Consider the following 16,050-nt stretch of genomic DNA (forward strand, 5'->3'; position numbering starts at 1 on the left):
GGATCATCCGCCCGGCGACTCAACAGACCAGGATCCGCCGCCTCGTGCTTAACGGGCACCGAGGACGTGATCTGAGTCAAGCTCCGTTGCGGGGCCGCATCTTCGGGCGCGTCATGACGCCGATGGCGAGAGTGGCCAGCAGAAGGGCAACCGAAAGTGTGGCAGTCACCCATGCCACGGTGTGTGCGGTGTTCGCCGCCTCCCATTGACTCTTCGTCGCAACGTATGACCGGACGGGTGAATCACCGAGGCCGAACACTGGCTGTAGGGGGGACGCGTTGTGCGTCGCAATTGCCGCCACGACTGCCACAGCTACGGCAGCAAAGAGCAGGGCGCCAATCAACAGGCGTGGTCGACGAAGCAAAGGATGCACAGCGTCACTGTATCCGCTCATCTGTACCCCGTGCCCGCATGGCTTCCGCACTGTCCCATGTACGAGTCTGACCTGAAGGATCACTCATTTCAAATCGGTACAATCGGCTCTGACCAGGCCTTTTGTTAACGTCCCCGTTTGGGGGTCGGGTACAGATACTCAGCTTCCTCATATGCTGCGCAGGCTGACAGCAACCCGTGCTGTCGATCATCTAGGGGGTTTCGTGCGCACACTGCTGCACGCTCCGCGCACGAGGAAGCGCAGCATCGCTGCTGCCACCCTCGGCGCGCTCGCACTTGTCGGATCACTACTCGTCGCCACACCGGCACAGGCCATCAACGACACCGGCACCGGTGGCGTGTTCGTGCCCGCGTCCGGCCGTGTCCTTGACACCAAGGTTGGTACCGGCGGGTTCAGCACGCCGATGGAGGCGGGCAAGTACCGGACCATCAAGATCGCCGGCGTCGCCGGGATCCCCGACGACGGCACTGTCGGCGCCGTGTCCCTCAACGCGACCGTCAGCGGCTCGGCGGACAACGGCATCCTCTACGGCCGCCCGGATGCGGACACGTCGCGCACGACGATGCTGATCTACAACGACAACGCTGGCGAGTACGTCTCCAACACCGCGATCGTCGCCGTCAGCGCAGCTGGCACCATCCAGGTGTCGACCGAGACGGCCGCGCGGCTGATCCTCGACGTGCAGGGCTACTACACCGCCAACACCGACGGCACCGCAGCCGGCGGGTTCGTCCCCGTCGCGGGCAAGCGCATCGTCGACACCCGTTCCGGGCTCGGCGCCCCGAAGGCACTCCTCGCGCCGGGGAAGAGCGTCGACATCCAGGTCACCGGCGCCAACGGCGTCCCGGCCGGCGCGTCCGGCGCGGTCGTGAACCTCCTGCCGATCAACTCCACCGCTTCTGACGGCTACCTGACGCCGTACGCGACCGGGACCGCCCGGCCGGACAACGCGTTGCACTACGCGCCGTCGGTGAACACCTCGATCCAGGCGCAGGTGCAGCTGTCCTCGAGCGGGAAGATGACGATCTACAACGGCTCGTCGACCATCAACCTCGTCATCGACCTCCAGGGGTACTTCACCAAGGCCGGCGTCACCGGCGCAACCTTCACTCCCGGCATTGGTCGGGTCTTCGACTCCCGCGCGACGGGAAACACGATCCTTGCCAAGAACGAGACCCGCGCAATCCCGGTCGCCGGTCAGGCCGGCGTTCCGGTCATGGGCTCCGGCATCACCGCCGTCGTCCTCACGCTGACCGCCGCGCACGGCGGCAGCGACGGGCGCGCATCCGTGTGGGCCAACGGAACCACGCAGCCGGACACGACGTCAATCAACTTCCAGACCGACGAGATCCGCACCAACACCGTCACCGTCGCCCTCGGCACGAACGGCAAGATCAACCTCAACAACGTCGCCGACGCCACTAACTACGTCATTGACGTGCAGGGCTGGTACACCAATCCCGCAGCGCCGACGGTGACTTGCGACGGCGCCTACACCCCTGGATCGTGGTCATCGACGTACCCCGCAAACGCCATATCCTGCCACTACTCGGTTGCTCCTGCTTTCCGATCCGACCTCCAACTCGTCGTATCGAACAACGGGATCGCAGTCTGGGGCACAAGCCTCGACGAGACCGCGTCATCGACAGGAGATTTCCTGCTCGACACCACCGGTGGTATCAACCTGGTTTCCGCAGCAATCGTCGATGAGACCGATGCTGTTGTTGCAGAATCCAGCTTCTCCTTTGGGCTGGGTGACTGGGGTAGCGCAGACCTCACCACGATGCCGGAACAGGGCTCCTTGGTGAATGCAGACGACGTGACGCTGTCGGTGGCGCCTACCGGAGATGCGTTCGAGGGCGACACGAAGTTCAAGTACACAGTGACAGCCAACCCTGACGGACTCTCCACTCCCATCGTCGAAAGCGGTTGGCAAGCTGATTCATGGACCGTCCCCAGCGGGCAGCTTGAGGCTGGGCGCACCTACTACTGGAACGTCGTAGTCGAAGGAAAGTCCGGCGAAAGCCGAGCACAGGTGCACCGCGAGTCGCCGTTGAGCACCTTCAACACCGACCCAACACCAGTTGACACTGAACTCACCACCAGTGACGGGCAGGTCGTGACCGCGCCGGCCGGGGAACTCAACAGCACTAGCGCTGCTAGTTCGACCTCCGCGAAGCAGTCCTACGAACAAGAGATCTACACGAGCTGGACGGATAAGTATGGCTACCGCGTCTATCTACGCAATGGTGTCTACTTCAACAAGATTGTCGCTAAGCATAACGGCACACTGAAGATTGTGCAGCGAGCAACGCAGTACGCCGATAGTCGAGGTAACCCAAACGCGACTACCTATCAGTATGACACGACATTCTACAAGACTTACCGCGGCAAAATCGAGAATATTGCGCATTACCGAACCATCGTCAATCGCAACAAAGACAGAATCGATGGTAAACCGCGCGGAGTTGTCACGGGATATTGTCGGCAGGCCGGTAAGGCACAGTACTGCCCGAACTGGCTGAAGAAGGCTGTCTGATGAAGATTTGGATACCCCGATGGTATTTGGAGGATCTTAGCCTCGATCTTAAGGATGGCGACAGCGTAGATTGGATAATCATTCCGGCGCACCGCGAGTGGTACACCGATATGCTCGGTGACGATGCACCCTCATGGGAAATTGACAGCATTGCATCGGATTCTCCGAATGCCAGGCCGATCGCCGGAGCAATAAAAGAAATCTACGCAATTGCGCCTGATTTCGAGCAGGATAAGGCTCCGTCAGCTGCCGACCGTTGGCCGACAGGTGCCAAAACCCAAAAAGTAGAAAACACTTTCAAGGTTCATCAATTGGATATATCAATCCACGTCACTGGATTCGTCGTCAACGTCGAAAGCAGTCCGTAGGTTCCCCCAGAACGCCCCGCCCTTCCGGCGGGGCGTTCTTCGTACCGTCTGGTTGAGGTACACCCCAACTGGACGTCAATCCCTTGACGCGGCGCGCGTCCAAATAGGGTCCAATTCGGACTTGTCTGACACATGCTCTCGTTGGTCTTAGACTTCAACTGGACAGTTGAGGGTCGGAGGCCGTGGTGTCGGGTCAGCGGGTCGGGTATGTGCGGGTGAGCACGTTGGATCAGAGCACGGTGCGCCAGCTTGATGGCGTCGCGCTGGATCGGGTGTTCGAGGACAAGGCGTCCGGGAAAGATGTCGACCGTCCGCAGCTCGAGGCGATGATCGGGTTCGTTCGTGACGGTGACACGGTGCTGGTGCACTCGATGGACCGGCTTGCGCGGAACCTCGAAGATCTCCGCCGGCTCGTGCGCCGGCTGACGGACAAGAAGGTCCGTGTCGAGTTCGTCAAGGAGCAGCTGGCCTTCACGGGGGAGGACAGTGCGATGGCGAACCTGTTGCTGAACATGATGGGTGCGTTCGCGGAGTTCGAGCGCGAGCTGATCCGGGAGCGCCAGCGTGAGGGGATCGCGTTGGCGAAGCAGCGTGGTGTGTACCGCGGCCGGGCGCGGTCGCTTGGCGCAGTGCAGATCGCGGAGTTGATTGACCGAGCCGGCGCTGGCGTGCCGAAGACGGTGCTGGCGAAGGAGTACGGCGTCAGCCGGGAGACGGTCTACGCCTACATCCGCGCAGCGGTTGCTCCCGAGTGAGGTGCAGCCGGTCTCTTAGGCTGAGGCGATGGTGACGAGAACCGTCGGGCGTGCGAAGCGCGTTGCTGCAATCGGGATCGCGGCAGCGTTCGTGCTGGCTCTGGCTGCTTGCTCCAGTCAGAGCCTCGACACGGCGGTACCGTCCGTGCCAGCTTCGTCGCGCCCGAGCGCCCCGGTGCCTCGCCCCTCGAGCACGCCAACGTCGCCCGAGATCTGGACAGGTGTCACGGACGGCACGTGGGAGTGGGGGGATGCAAGCTTTGACCAGCCGGTCGGAGCTCCATCTCAGCAGTACACCGTCGCGGTCACCGGCCCTCCGACGCTGATCGCGTACAACGGGCGCACCGTAAAGATGACGAGCCCGCTGTTCGTCGCGCACGTCAAGGATGGCGGTTTCGGCGGACCCATCCCGGAGAGCGTCAGTGTCTTCTTCTCACCGGGTCCCGGAGACACGACCCACACGATGGACGAGTCGTACGGCACGCAGACGACCATCGTGTGCGAGAAGGACGAACCACCGGTCGGCGAAGCAGCGGACTGCATCGTGTCGTTCGTCGCCGACGTTGCCGGCGTGCAGGACTCCTACTGGCAGGTACAGGGCAAGCGGGCCGCTGCGTGGCCAAGCCAGAAGGCCACCCCGAGAGCGAGCTGAGGTCGATGCTTTGCGGGCATGCCAAAGAGGGTGAACAGATCCGTGCAACAGACCGTGATCGGTCACACCCAGTGTCTTCCTGTGTTCAGAATGTCTCGGAAAGTCGTCTCGACGGTGACGGCGCTTCGGCGGGTGGTTGAGGGGTTTTTGAGACACTTGCCGAGTGAGGCTTCTTGGGTATATGCGTATCAGTACTGGAGCGCAGGATGCGACGTTGCAGGTGGATGCGTTGGTTGCGGCCGGGGTGCAGGAGCGGGACATCTTCGCCGATGTGACCTCGGGTCGTAAGGAAGCTGTGGCTCGTCACGGGATGGGTCGTCTGCTTGAGCACGCGACCGCCGGTGACACGGTGGTGGTGTGGCGAGTGGATCGACTCGGTCGGTCGCTGGTGGATGTGTTGAGCACGGTGGCGATGTTCGGGGAGCGGGGCATCGGTGTGCGGAGTGTGTCGGATGGGATTGATCCGGCGACGTCGACGGGAAGGCTGATGCTGAACCTGATGGCGACGCTGGCGGAGTACGAACGTGAGCTCATCGTCGAGCGTGTTACCGCTGGGATTGCTGCGGCACGGGAGTCGGGGACTCGGTTCGGGCGGCCGCCGTCGGATCCGGCGGTGATCGGCCGGAAGCTCGCGATCGTGAACGAGGCCCGCGCTGCCGGGCATACCGCGGCGGACGCGGCGAACCTGGTGGGGTGGTCGCGGGCGACGCTGTATCGGCATCAAGCGCGGGTTGCAGTGTCGTCGGAGGGATGACCGGTGCTCGCGGAAGGTGGCTATTGCAACGGGGTTCTGGTGGACCGGAACGGGGTGACGTAGTCTCGCGTTTGCTGCCTCGCGGACCCTAGCCGTGGGAGCCCGACCCCCTGTTACCGGGCTGGCCTCGTCATGACCATTGCGTCGAACCCGACGGCGTCGTAGCGCGAGGGCGTCTGCTCAGACCCGAACCCATGGCAGACGCCCTCGCTGCAAGAGGGATATGTCGCAGAAGCAAGATGATGCCTGATCGCGACCACCATCTTGCTTCCAAGGGGACCATGCGCCCGCGTCCGTGGATCTGTCAATGGTTCCGATCGGATGGGCGGAATGCGGCGCTTCCCGGATCACGGTCTGCGGGCGGGGTGATGAGCCTGGAAAATCGCCGACAGAAGGGCCCGCTCGATTGGTCGCGTCCGACGTGATCCGGGGCCGCGGCCGTGCGGGTGGGAGGTGCCGGTGCACTTGGGATGCACCGGCACCTCGGTGGTGGCCCTGACCCGAACAGGTCCACCGGTACCCACTGTGCCCTGATCCATCGGTCTACTGGTAACCCGCATACCGGTTGACGAAAGTTCACGCCAAGGTGTGCACGCGTGGCGGTGCTGACAAAAGAGCCCGGTATCGGCCGGTCTTTCGGAGCCGGTCAGACGCTCTAGGGAGGTAGTGAGGGTTCGGTGCTTCGCGATCGCTAATCGGCTTCTGTGTGCCGTGATCTTGCTGCCCGGGTCCGGTGGTCTTCTCCGATTGCGGTGCGACACTGGCTGACATGACGACTTTTAGTGCGGTGACCGTCCTCGGCGCCGGTGTCCTCGGATCCCAGATCGCGTTCCAAACCGCGACACACGGTTTTCCGGTCACCCTCTACGACATCAACGATGATGCCGTCGCGGCGGGACGACAGCGCCTCAATGCGATCGTTGAGCAGTACGTCGCTGATGTCGGTGAGGACCAGCGCGCGGCCGCGACGGACGCTGCGGCAGGGATTGCGTTCGCGACGGATCTCGCGGCGGCGGTCGCCCATGCGGGCCTGGTGATCGAAGCGGTCCCGGAGCGCGTTGCCCTCAAACGGGAGGTGTATCAGCAGCTCGCGGCGGTCGCGCCCGAGGAGACCGTGTTCGCGACGAACTCGTCGACACTGCTGCCGAGCGCGATCGCCGACGCTACAGGGCGCCCGGACCGGTTCCTCGCCTTGCACTTCGCCAACCACGTCTGGCGGCAGAACACCGCCGAAGTGATGGGAACTGAGCAGACCGACCCTGCCGTGTACGAGCGAGTCGCGGCCTTCGCTGAAGAGATCGGCATGGTGCCGATCCGAGTCCGGAAAGAGCAGCCCGGCTACGTCCTCAACTCCCTCCTCGTCCCGCTCCTCGACGCAGCATCCCAGCTTGTTGCACGCGGCGTCGCCGACCCGGAGACCGTGGACACGACCTGGCGGATCGGCACCGGCGCACCGGTCGGACCCTTCCAGATCTTTGACATCGTCGGCCTGCGGACAGCCCACGCCATCGCTAGCGCCTCACCGGACGAGGGCGCTCAGGCGTGGGCTGCGTACCTGCAGTCGGAGTACCTCGACAAGGGCAAGTACGGAGTCGAATCCGGTGAGGGGTTCTACCGATACCGCTGAACGAAGCGCCACTTCCCGAATCTGGGCTCACCCACCACCTGCTGAATGGCGCGGGCACTGATGCGGAACCTCTAGACCCCTGCACAGACCTGTTGCTCAAGGGCCTGCGCCCATCCCAGAACCACGCGGAAAGCTCAACGACCCCGCGCGGCGTTAGGGCATACCTCAGCGCGAAAGCGGCATGTAGCTCACCTGAACCATGCCGTCGACTCTGACTGCCACTCGGGGGTACCTTCGGTGCGACAATACGGGAACGCCTCTGATTAGCAGGACGTGTCTAGATAGGGGATTGACTTGGCTGGGTGGTTCCGACGTGGACATGCTGCTCGCGTGAAAAAGGTTTACCGAAACCTATTCCCCCCAAAGCTCAACGACCAGACGGCAAGGGATTTATTCGAAGAAAGTAAGGCGAAGGCGGCAATTGCGCGGCACATCTACGCTGGGGGGATTGGAATCGTCCCGGCCGCCGGAACTCTAGTTCTAGTTATAAATGTTCTCTACAGGGTTAAAGGTGACGTCAATCTTTCATTGGCCATTCTCCTATCCTTGCCCCTTTCATCACTGGCTATTATCATGCTAGTAAGTCTGATCAACCTTTTTTTGATTGGCACGGGTAATGCACTAGCGACAATGTATGGACAAAAGGGCTTGTCGCCCCAAGTTCGCCACTGGGTTGGGGTCGGCCTTTGGATCGTTGTTAGCTCAAGCGCGTTCGCTCTCTCTTGGAGCTTCTTCGCAATCCTCCTGGTATCCGTGTACATCTACTGGCGTTCTGAGCGAGCAGAGCAGCCGGCAGTTTCGATACCTACTCGTCAGTGGCTGTGCGGTGACGTTGCCCCGACTGACACTGTGCTCAGGGCCCTCTGGCTGGAAGGGCGATGGATCCTCAAGCGGAAAGGGATATTGAATGTTGGGGTCATCCCGCGTGCGCTACCACGACCTTTTCTGCACCGTTCTGAATCAGATGTAGAGCGGGACGTTCTCAGGCGTCAATCGGTCATAAAGAGCGCCCAGCCCCGCACTAGCTTCGGACGGATCGCCTCGGTATTCGCTGTCAGCCTAGGAATCTATGCTGCGCAGCTCTTCACTACGCCGCTTGCGTTCGCCCCGTTGGTCCTGATGGAGTATTCGGGTGCTTCGAAAGTTGGTTACCTGGTTGGCTCGACCGAGCGGCCTCTATTTATCGACAGGGAAGTTCGGTACGGCGAGTATCTCGATCCGGCAAAGATCGAGTCCGAGAAAATTTGCAGCCCTGCCAGTTTCAGCAAATCAGTCTTCCGAGTATGGCAGTCCGAAAAAAATCGCGTTGATTGCTGAAAGCGAGAGCCTCGAGCGTTGACATAAGAGCGCTGTATCGGCCGCGGACGAGAACAGCCGGCCGCCCCGAGGGGTGGCCGGCTGTTCTGCGTGGAGGAGTGGTGTCAGTGTGCGGCGTCGTAGGCGTCGCGGACGGCCTGGCTGATCCGGCCACGGGAGGATACCTCGTGCCCATTCGCTGCTGCCCACTCGCGGATCTTGGCCAGCTCGTCGGGGTTGCTGCGCTGCTTGCTGCCCGACGTGCTGCGGCTGTTCCGGCGGCTCACCTTGCGAGCTGCGGCGATGTAGTCGGAGAACGCTTCGCGCAGCTTCTCGGCGTTGTCGTCGGAGAGGTCGATCTCGTAGTGGTTGCCGTCGAAGGAGAACTCGACGTTCTTGCCGCCGTTTTCGATGGTTTCGCCGGTGAGGTCGTCAATGAGCTGGGTGGTGACTTTCTGTGCCATAGCTCTTGTGTAGCAGGAAAACGCCCGAATCCCCGCAGTGAGACGTGGCCGTGAGAGGTTTTTCGCCAGCGTCGAGTTGCGGTGGGTTTGGTCGTATCCACTCGCTAGGGACCAAAGCGCTGCTTCGAGGGCGCTGTGTTTGGTTGTGGCAGTTACGGTGATGTGGTGACTGATGCCACCGCACGCAAGCAGTTGCGGCATCGTCTCGCGATGCTCGCCGTCACGCTCGACGGTGACCAGCGGCCGCCGCGATCCCGGCTGGTGTGGTCGCTCGTCGAGCACGGCGGTCAACCGCTGAACCCGGACCTGCGGCCGTATGAAACCGCAGTGGAGGACGTCGACCCGCAGACCCTCGCCGCGATTGCCGACCTCTACGGTGTGCCCCGCCCCTACCTGACCGACTTCGGCGCTGACCCCGTTTCCGAGCACGTCATCGACGAGGACCTCTTCCGAATCCGCACCACGACACCACGGAACCGCTCCGCGGTCACCTACGAGACCGTCTCGCGGGTTCCCGTGCCACAACCGGCGCCGGAGGAAGTGGCAGTGCTGTCCGAAGCTGGCCGGCGGGAAGCACGCGCCGACGTCCGCAGCCGCATCCCAGCACTGGTCCTGATCACCATCGTCAGCGCGATCGCCGTGACAGCGCTCGCCCTGGTGGGCACCGTCATCACCTGGATCCTGTGTGGCGTCGCTGTGCTGCTGTTCGGCGGTCGCATCATCGGCGACGTGCGCAGCATGCGCCATGCTGCGGCCTTCGCTCGCATCCCCGAGCCCGCGTTCACCGTCGCCTTGCAGGACGGACTCCGCCACGCGATCGCCCGCCGCTTCCACCGCCAACGCACCCACAGCAGGCTCCCCCTCGAGCAGCTCGTCGCCATCCTCGATAGCACCACCCCGATCGGGACCCTGCAACTCGGTGCCCTCACCGGCGGCACCGCCGGCGCGCAGCGGGACCTACTCAGGATCGCGGTCGCCGAAGCGATAGCAGCACGCGAACGAGCAGCCCTGTGGGCTCACGCCCGCCGGCCACAGGCGCGGTAGGTGGGTACGGTCATCGGGTGAAGCAGAAACGCTGGCAGGAGATCACTGAGTGGCCGTTGACGGTGGCCGCGGTGCTCTTCCTGGCCGCGTACGCCTGGGAAGTGCTGGGACACCTCACCGGAGCAACCGCAGCGATAGCCGAAGTAGTGATCAACACCACGTGGGTGCTGTTCGTCCTGGACTACCTCATCAACCTGCTCCTCGCCGAACGACGCGGCCGCTGGTTCACCACGCACCTGTTCGACTTCATCGTCGTCGCGCTTCCCATCCTCCGACCGCTCAGGCTCCTCCGCTTGGTGACCCTGGTGTCGATCCTGCAGCGCCGTGCAGGAGCTGCGTTCCGCGGCCGAGTCATCCTCTTCGCAGCGTCGAGTACCGCACTGCTGCTCTTCGTTGCTTCCTTGGCGATGCTCGATGCTGAGCGAGACGCACCCGGAGCGCTGATCACGACGTTCCCGCAGGCACTGTGGTGGGCGTTCGTCACGATCACCACCGTGGGGTACGGAGACCTTTACCCCGTGACCGGAACGGGACGGTTCATCGCAGCCGGCATCATGCTCGGCGGCATCGCACTCATCGGTGTCGTCACCGCAACCCTGGCCTCGTACATCGTGGAGCGAGTCACGCAACAAGACGAGACCACCGACAAGCGAACCCAGGAACAGGTACGCAGCCTCACGGACGAGATCCGCCAGCTCCGTGAAGAGCTGCGCCAACACGACACAACACGCCCTCCTCACTCAGAACACGGGACAGCAGCACCAGACAAGGGGTCGCCCGGGATCGGTAGAGGCCCGTCGGGCGCAACGTAATCACGACACGAAGCGAAGCGATCTCGACGACACCGAGCGATGCTGCTCACAGGCGGCGTGTCCCGCCGGTGGTTTCGGACGCCCGGAAACGGTCGTTATCGGGCAGCCGATTGCGACCACCAACTAATCGGCCAATATTCCCATCAGGCGTCGTATTGCGTAGTCCCGGCGTTCGACAGAGGTCAGGTCAGGTGTCGTCCGGTCGTCTACTGCGTAGCTAGGTGACTCCGTTACCGGCGGCAGTGACTCCGTGGTGAAACCGTTGATCGCATCACCAACAGCAAACCTAAACTCATTGGTGTGGAATGTTATCTCGTAATGAACATCAGAACCATACCATCGATCAAGGTCGACGAAGAGTTCCGCAACGTATACCAAGTGATGCACATCTTGAATCAGGTCGGCAAGGTAGCCACGATGCGCAGCGTCGTCAAACGTACGCGCGAAGGCGGTCATCACAGCGATATCGTCTGCCTCCCCAATGCCACCTAAGCCGTCCTGTTGCACTCGCTCGACCCACGATGCAATTGCTTGGTCGTACGGAGTGCGAACGGATTCAAAATCATCTTTATGGAGACGGCGCGTGGCGTAACCAGCACGCACCAATTGTCGGTATCCAAATTCATCTCTAAACTCTGATGCACTGATCGCTCTTAGTCGAATCGCACGTTCGGCCTCCAAGGCGAGCCAGCGATCGATGGTGGATAGCCTGGAAAACGCATCTCGGCCAATTTTTAAGACGTCTAGGCGCAGTCTCGCAATAAAAGCAATAAGCGGCCGCGTAACTGTGTCTGCGTCTTTCCGAGCAGTAGAGAGAAGTTCTATCGCAAGTGCACCGCGCTCTCCGTCAGCGCCGATCATGATGGCTCGAAGTGTGTCCAGCTCCGGCGTGGCAGTTGCGCCGGCAAGTGCGTCGGTAAGGGCCACTTCTACGAGCCGCTCGCTGACATCGGCGTCGGTCAGCGCCACGACGAAGTAGCGGTGGAAGTAGCGCTCGTGATGCAGCCGCCACTTCCTACCGGCGAGGCCGCCGGCGGTTGTTCGGACGAAGAGGAACTGGAGTACACGGGCCACGACCCCGCTCTGTCCACGCTTGACGATGCGCGGAAGATGCTCCATTCGCGGGTCGGGGAGTTCGCTTGGATCATTCTCGGTCCAACCCAGATACCTGTCGGAGTGGGTACGGATGTCTTCCCATACCGCATGCTGCATGAGCCGCAGCCACGTCAATGCGATGAAGTCGAGTGCGTCAATCTCCGCTTCGGCAACAAGTGGGGCCAAGCTGTCGAGTTGTTCCTTAAGCCGCCGAGCGGATCGTGGGGTCTCTATTCCGTCTGCGAGGAGCCGAATCAAGTCTTCCTTTTGCTCTAAATAGTAGTTGTCGAGAGTGTCACTGTCGGCAACTCCGGAGTGAACATCGACGATCGCTCGGCACCAGGTCCGCCTCGTTACCATCGGCACAGGGGGGACTTCAAACGGGTGCTGAACAATCTTCTCCATGAACTCCGAGCTGCTGCCCTCAGAATTCCCGGCATGCAGGTTCCGGTCAATGGTGACTTGATCGTAAGCGAGCAGGTAGTGCACATTTTGGAAACGCCCGAGAAGGCGAACGACTCTCAGTACAGTCCTGAGCTCTTCGTAATCGAGTCGGTCGACGTCATCGACGATAACGAGGACCCTCTTCTCCTGGCGCGCGACTTCTTTGCTTATTTGGTTGAAAGTCACATGCCAAGCCGGCTGGCTGGCTGCGTACGTGAGTGCAGCGTCCGCAATCTTTTCCGCCGAGCGTCCGGCGATTGGAATGGCGCTTAGGGCAGGCACGCCGAAGCGGGCATATTTAGCAAGTGACCGGCGCAGAGCTTTCCCCTTCTTGTCAGGGAAGGCACCCGCAAGCGCAGAAATGAACTCCGCGGTAATAGAGTTGACGTCTGCCGCCGACCAGGGACTGAAGTCGACCACCGTCCATCCCCCGTTGCTCAGATGAGTACGCATTTCCGATAGAAGTGTGCTCTTCCCTGTTCCCCAGGACCCGACTAGGCCGAAGACCGCTGAATTTCGCCCCGGCTGGACATGATCGATCCGCCGTGCCATGGCAGCGGCGAAGTCTGCTCGGCCGGGGATGTCTGAGGCTTCGAGTGCATCGTCGTTCCAAATTGCATCAGTCATCACCGCCACATTCAAGCGCATCGGTGGAAGCCTGCTCCCATCAGTCGGCAACTGCGACCGACGTGCTGGGGCTTGCGTCTGACAACCACCCACTCGGCGTAGCCGCAAGGATCGACGCGACACGAAGCGAAGCTAAAAGGACGACACAGAGCGATGCTGCTCACACATCACGGCGTTGGTCGATGGTTCCAACAACGCACCGCACTCGTTCGTGACCGAACAGGCACCCGTGCGCTGTAGGTCAACTGGACTGAGGATCGGCCCGACTCGGACGTAGAACGTAAAGGAGCCGGTCGCAGCTCCGCCGCATAGAGGCAAGGGCAGTCCACCCCGGACAGCCGCAGAGCCTCAACCACCTTGGAGCACACCATGCACGACGTCCTGCCGTACCTCCCCGCTTTGTCCTTCGCAGCGGTCAGCATCACCACCACGGTGTGCGTCACCGTCGTGAAGCTGCGGCCGTACCGCGAAGCGAGACGCTTCGGCGACGTCGCCCTGAAGTCGTCAGGGAAGAAGGAGCGGGCGCGCATCGCACGGTCGCTCGCTCGTGACTACGCCCGTCGACGGGACCGTGGGAGTGCGCGCTCGAAGAAGAAGAAGAAGAAGCGACACGCTGGCTGATGTCGATGGGCGGATGTAACATGCAAGCACAGGCCATCGGAACCCGTGACGGGAACCGGTGACTAGGACTACGTCCCGTGACGGGACGGAGCAAGACCACACGTCCCGTGACGGGACGGAGCAAGACCACGTCGGATTACTCCGGCGGGAAGACCCTTGCAGGCGCGATGCCTGCGAACGAGGCTCAAGGCGCGACGCCGACCAGCCTCGAGCATTACGCCGAGAAGAAGCCCGGGTGGCATCGGATCGGTACCGCAAGAACCCCGGGAGGGTTGAAGCGGACGGCCAGGAGCGCTCTGTCGCTGGCCGGCTGGGGTCCCGCGACCGCAACCGGGCAGTGATGAGTCCGAGCCCTCCTTGCCTTGCCACCAGGTCGACAGCTCTACACGCTCACCTGCTTGGCGTTGGCTCGCGGGGGCCGACGCCTGGTTGGAGGCGTTCGTGGATCTCTCGTTCTTCCCTGCTCTCAGTCCGTACCTCGGTGGTGCCGGCATCATCGCGGGCAGCTACGTCTTCGTGGCGTTGCTCCGGCTTCGCCTCGCAAAGCACTTCGGCGACCGAGCCCTCGAGCTGAGCGGCAAGAAGGACGAGCATGCTCATGAGCTCGCGCGTGAGTGCCTACGCACCCCTCGGGTCGCTGTGCTGTGGAGGCGGAAGGACGACGGGTCGCACTGAGGACCACGGGCGGCTTGCGGCCGTCGAGCGACTAGACGAGACGTTCAACTGATAACAGAACGATCAGGGTGTTGAACGTCCGCCCAACTCCATCGACCTCGCGCCTATCGCGAGAGATCGTTGCCGGCTCCGCGCCGCCCGGGATCCGGGCGACCGCGCCGCGCGTTGAGGGCAGCGGCCGGCGACGTCGGGTACGACACTGCCGCGGCGGAGACTCGCTCGAGCTTCTGATCGACTCCCGGTCGCCGGTATTGAGCCTCGAGGGCCGGTGCCCCCGTCGAGTCGACACGGTGTTCCTCGTAGCGGACGACGGCACCTTGGTCGCGCGCGAGCCCGGAGGCGGCGGCCCGGCATCGTGAATCGGTCTGGCCCTCCTCGTAGAGCGACGCGGGCAGCTCTTCGGGCACCCAGCGGCCACCGAGCGGCGCACCCGTTCCAGCCTCGGCCGCGACATAACCGTCGCGCCATCGCGTCTGCGTGCGCGCGATCGACTCGTCTCGTTCTACTTCCACTTCGACGACGGTGAGCTGGTAGCCCGCTGCGCGGAGTTGCGCGCCGATGCTGAGCGCGGTGCTGGGGTCTGACAAGACTGTGTCGATGACGATGTTCTCGCCTGCCGTGATCGCGTCGCTGCGGGCGGCTCGCGCCAACAGGGACGATTCCTCGTGGACGAGGGATGCCAGCTCGAGTGGGTAGAACCGTTCGTCGGCGGCCATTCGCGACCGGACATCGGCCGGCGCGATCGCGGACCAGAGGGACTTGTCGCGAATCGCTTGCTCGAGCAGGCGGTCCTTGAAGTAGTCGGCATCGATGATGCGCCACTGGTCGAACGGAATCCCGCTCCTGTGGACTACGGCTGGCAGGACGGTGCTCTTGCCGGCTCCCGGTGGTCCGGCGAGGATGATCGCCTTCTTGTCGACGGCGACGTTGGGTTTCGTCGCTCTGTGTTCCTCGAGGATCGTCCTGTGGAGCTGGTTGCGGCCGGCTCGCGGCCGGGGAGCACCGCCCACCATGGTGAACCACTGGGGGTTGTTGATGGTCGCGGTAGCGGCGTCGGCTCGTAGCGGGCCGCCGGCCGCGCTCATGCGGCTGAGCGTTTCCCTGTGGGCCTCGATGGGTTCGGGGTCGGGCGCGGGCATCAGTTCATGTTGGCGGCGTACCGGTCGAGCGCTTCGTCGTACATCTCGTCGCTGATCAATCCGTGGCGGTGGGCATCCTCAACGTCCGCCCAGGTGCCGGGTCCCGGCTCCCACGCATCATCGTATTCACTGGGCCGGTGGCTCTCGGCGTAGGGCCACCGCCCGAGCTCGTCGACAGCCTGGTCACGGGTGATCTCCCCAACGGCGTAGCGCTGCGCGATCTCCGTGGGGCTTGCACCACTGAATCCATCAGGAAGATCCGCGGCGCCCTTGGTTGCAATCTGGCTCACGCGCGCCTGACTGATGCCGAGCTCCAGCGCGATGGCTGTCTGCGACAGGCCGCCAGCCCGTAGGCCTAGCCGGATGATCCGGTCACGGTCGAGGTCGACGAGCGCGCCACGCGCGCATACAACCTGCAGCGCGTGCGAGACGTCGCTGGCAGCGACGTCGCCAGCGGAGCGGAGGGCAGCAAGGATGCCCTGCTGCTGCAGCATATGAGTCATAGCCACTCCCTTCTATAAGTCAAGTTATACCCGTTGTGTGTTTGTGTGCTGGGAATCATGAAGCCCCCGGCCGGAGAGAGTGGGCGGGGGCTTCGGTGTCGGCACCGGGAGAGAGTCGGTCCCGACGGGCTCGAGCAGGTCGGAGAGAGTGACCTGTCGAGAGTTGTTGATGCCGAAGTAGAACGGACCCCCTGACGCCGAACTGGGATGGACCCCCTGGTTGACGCTAGGAGGGTGATCA

Annotated in this window: 15 protein-coding genes; 11 read left to right on the top strand and 4 right to left on the bottom strand. The window is 62.7% G+C overall.

Annotated elements, in window-relative coordinates; genetic code table 11:
- Positions 1-596: 596 nt before the first annotated feature.
- The 7 genes from ITJ69_RS17680 (at position 597) to ITJ69_RS17710 (ending at position 8,406) form a co-directional block, all read left to right on the top strand.
- Positions 597-2,933 carry a hypothetical protein gene (locus ITJ69_RS17680; RefSeq protein WP_194673508.1) on the top strand — a complete coding sequence of 779 codons (2,337 nt, stop codon included), beginning with the start codon at positions 597-599 and terminating at the stop codon, positions 2,931-2,933.
- The gene (locus tag ITJ69_RS17685; protein WP_194673509.1) at positions 2,933-3,301 is read left to right on the top strand and encodes a DUF6578 domain-containing protein; all 369 of its coding nucleotides are present in this window, start codon (positions 2,933-2,935) and stop codon (positions 3,299-3,301) included. The genes ITJ69_RS17680 and ITJ69_RS17685 overlap by 1 nt, the downstream gene beginning before the upstream one ends.
- Before the next feature lie 185 nt (positions 3,302-3,486).
- Positions 3,487-4,056: a recombinase family protein gene (locus tag ITJ69_RS17690; RefSeq protein ID WP_194673520.1), complete on the top strand. Its 570-nt coding sequence runs from the start codon at positions 3,487-3,489 to the stop codon at positions 4,054-4,056.
- Positions 4,057-4,084: 28 nt separating this feature from the next.
- The gene (locus ITJ69_RS17695; protein ID WP_194673510.1) at positions 4,085-4,708 is read left to right on the top strand and encodes a hypothetical protein; all 624 of its coding nucleotides are present in this window, start codon (positions 4,085-4,087) and stop codon (positions 4,706-4,708) included.
- Positions 4,709-4,889: 181 nt separating this feature from the next.
- Positions 4,890-5,462: a recombinase family protein gene (locus ITJ69_RS17700; protein WP_194673511.1), complete on the top strand. Its 573-nt coding sequence runs from the start codon at positions 4,890-4,892 to the stop codon at positions 5,460-5,462.
- A gap of 769 nt (positions 5,463-6,231) precedes the next feature.
- The gene (locus ITJ69_RS17705; RefSeq protein ID WP_194673521.1) at positions 6,232-7,089 is read left to right on the top strand and encodes a 3-hydroxyacyl-CoA dehydrogenase; all 858 of its coding nucleotides are present in this window, start codon (positions 6,232-6,234) and stop codon (positions 7,087-7,089) included.
- Positions 7,090-7,419: 330 nt separating this feature from the next.
- The gene (locus tag ITJ69_RS17710) at positions 7,420-8,406 is read left to right on the top strand and encodes a hypothetical protein (RefSeq protein WP_194673512.1); all 987 of its coding nucleotides are present in this window, start codon (positions 7,420-7,422) and stop codon (positions 8,404-8,406) included.
- Positions 8,407-8,510: 104 nt separating this feature from the next.
- Here the strand turns inward: ITJ69_RS17710 and ITJ69_RS17715 are convergent, their stop codons facing one another.
- Entirely contained in the window at positions 8,511-8,849 is a 339-nt protein-coding gene (locus tag ITJ69_RS17715; protein WP_194673513.1) for a histone-like nucleoid-structuring protein Lsr2, read from the bottom strand.
- Between the two features lie 165 nt (positions 8,850-9,014).
- Between ITJ69_RS17715 and ITJ69_RS17720 the strand changes: the two genes are divergently transcribed.
- Together ITJ69_RS17720 and ITJ69_RS17725 are read left to right on the top strand one after the other, a co-directional pair.
- Complete coding sequence (locus ITJ69_RS17720) at positions 9,015-9,893, top strand: hypothetical protein (protein ID WP_194673514.1); 879 nt, start codon at positions 9,015-9,017, stop codon at positions 9,891-9,893.
- Positions 9,860-10,705, top strand: a complete 846-nt coding sequence (locus tag ITJ69_RS17725; RefSeq protein WP_323743147.1) for an ion channel — start codon at positions 9,860-9,862, stop codon at positions 10,703-10,705. The genes ITJ69_RS17720 and ITJ69_RS17725 overlap by 34 nt, the downstream gene beginning before the upstream one ends.
- A gap of 123 nt (positions 10,706-10,828) precedes the next feature.
- Here ITJ69_RS17725 and ITJ69_RS17730 read toward each other — a convergent pair whose 3' ends face one another.
- Positions 10,829-12,892 (bottom strand): P-loop NTPase fold protein, encoded by a 2,064-nt coding sequence (locus ITJ69_RS17730; RefSeq protein WP_194673515.1) that lies wholly within the window; start codon positions 12,890-12,892, stop codon positions 10,829-10,831.
- A gap of 336 nt (positions 12,893-13,228) precedes the next feature.
- Between ITJ69_RS17730 and ITJ69_RS17735 the strand changes: the two genes are divergently transcribed.
- On the top strand, positions 13,229-13,492 hold the full coding sequence (locus tag ITJ69_RS17735) for a hypothetical protein (RefSeq protein ID WP_228506050.1): 264 nt from the start codon (positions 13,229-13,231) through the stop codon (positions 13,490-13,492).
- Positions 13,493-13,933: 441 nt separating this feature from the next.
- Entirely contained in the window at positions 13,934-14,167 is a 234-nt protein-coding gene (locus ITJ69_RS17740) for a hypothetical protein (RefSeq protein ID WP_194673517.1), read from the top strand.
- Between the two features lie 104 nt (positions 14,168-14,271).
- Here the strand turns inward: ITJ69_RS17740 and ITJ69_RS17745 are convergent, their stop codons facing one another.
- Entirely contained in the window at positions 14,272-15,306 is a 1,035-nt protein-coding gene (locus ITJ69_RS17745; protein ID WP_194673518.1) for a zeta toxin family protein, read from the bottom strand.
- Positions 15,306-15,809, bottom strand: coding sequence for a hypothetical protein (locus tag ITJ69_RS17750; RefSeq protein WP_194673519.1), 504 nt, complete (start codon positions 15,807-15,809; stop codon positions 15,306-15,308). Before ITJ69_RS17750 ends, ITJ69_RS17745 begins: the two co-directional genes overlap by 1 nt.
- Between the last annotated feature and the right edge of the window lie 241 nt (positions 15,810-16,050).

This window comes from Curtobacterium sp. VKM Ac-2887 (assembly GCF_015350935.1).
GTDB lineage: Bacteria > Actinomycetota > Actinomycetes > Actinomycetales > Microbacteriaceae > Curtobacterium.

Excerpts from the sequence above, each read along its gene's own strand:
- ITJ69_RS17700 (WP_194673511.1), top strand. The coding sequence starts at position 4,890 with ATGCGTATCAGTACTGGAGCGCAGGATGCGACGTTGCAGGTGGATGCG.
- ITJ69_RS17730 (WP_194673515.1), bottom strand. The coding sequence starts at position 12,892 with ATGCGCTTGAATGTGGCGGTGATGACTGATGCAATTTGGAACGACGAT.
- ITJ69_RS17745 (WP_194673518.1), bottom strand. The coding sequence starts at position 15,306 with ATGCCCGCGCCCGACCCCGAACCCATCGAGGCCCACAGGGAAACGCTC.
- ITJ69_RS17685 (WP_194673509.1), top strand. The coding sequence starts at position 2,933 with ATGAAGATTTGGATACCCCGATGGTATTTGGAGGATCTTAGCCTCGAT.
- ITJ69_RS17750 (WP_194673519.1), bottom strand. The coding sequence starts at position 15,809 with ATGACTCATATGCTGCAGCAGCAGGGCATCCTTGCTGCCCTCCGCTCC.
- ITJ69_RS17715 (WP_194673513.1), bottom strand. The coding sequence starts at position 8,849 with ATGGCACAGAAAGTCACCACCCAGCTCATTGACGACCTCACCGGCGAA.
- ITJ69_RS17695 (WP_194673510.1), top strand. The coding sequence starts at position 4,085 with ATGGTGACGAGAACCGTCGGGCGTGCGAAGCGCGTTGCTGCAATCGGG.
- ITJ69_RS17705 (WP_194673521.1), top strand. The coding sequence starts at position 6,232 with ATGACGACTTTTAGTGCGGTGACCGTCCTCGGCGCCGGTGTCCTCGGA.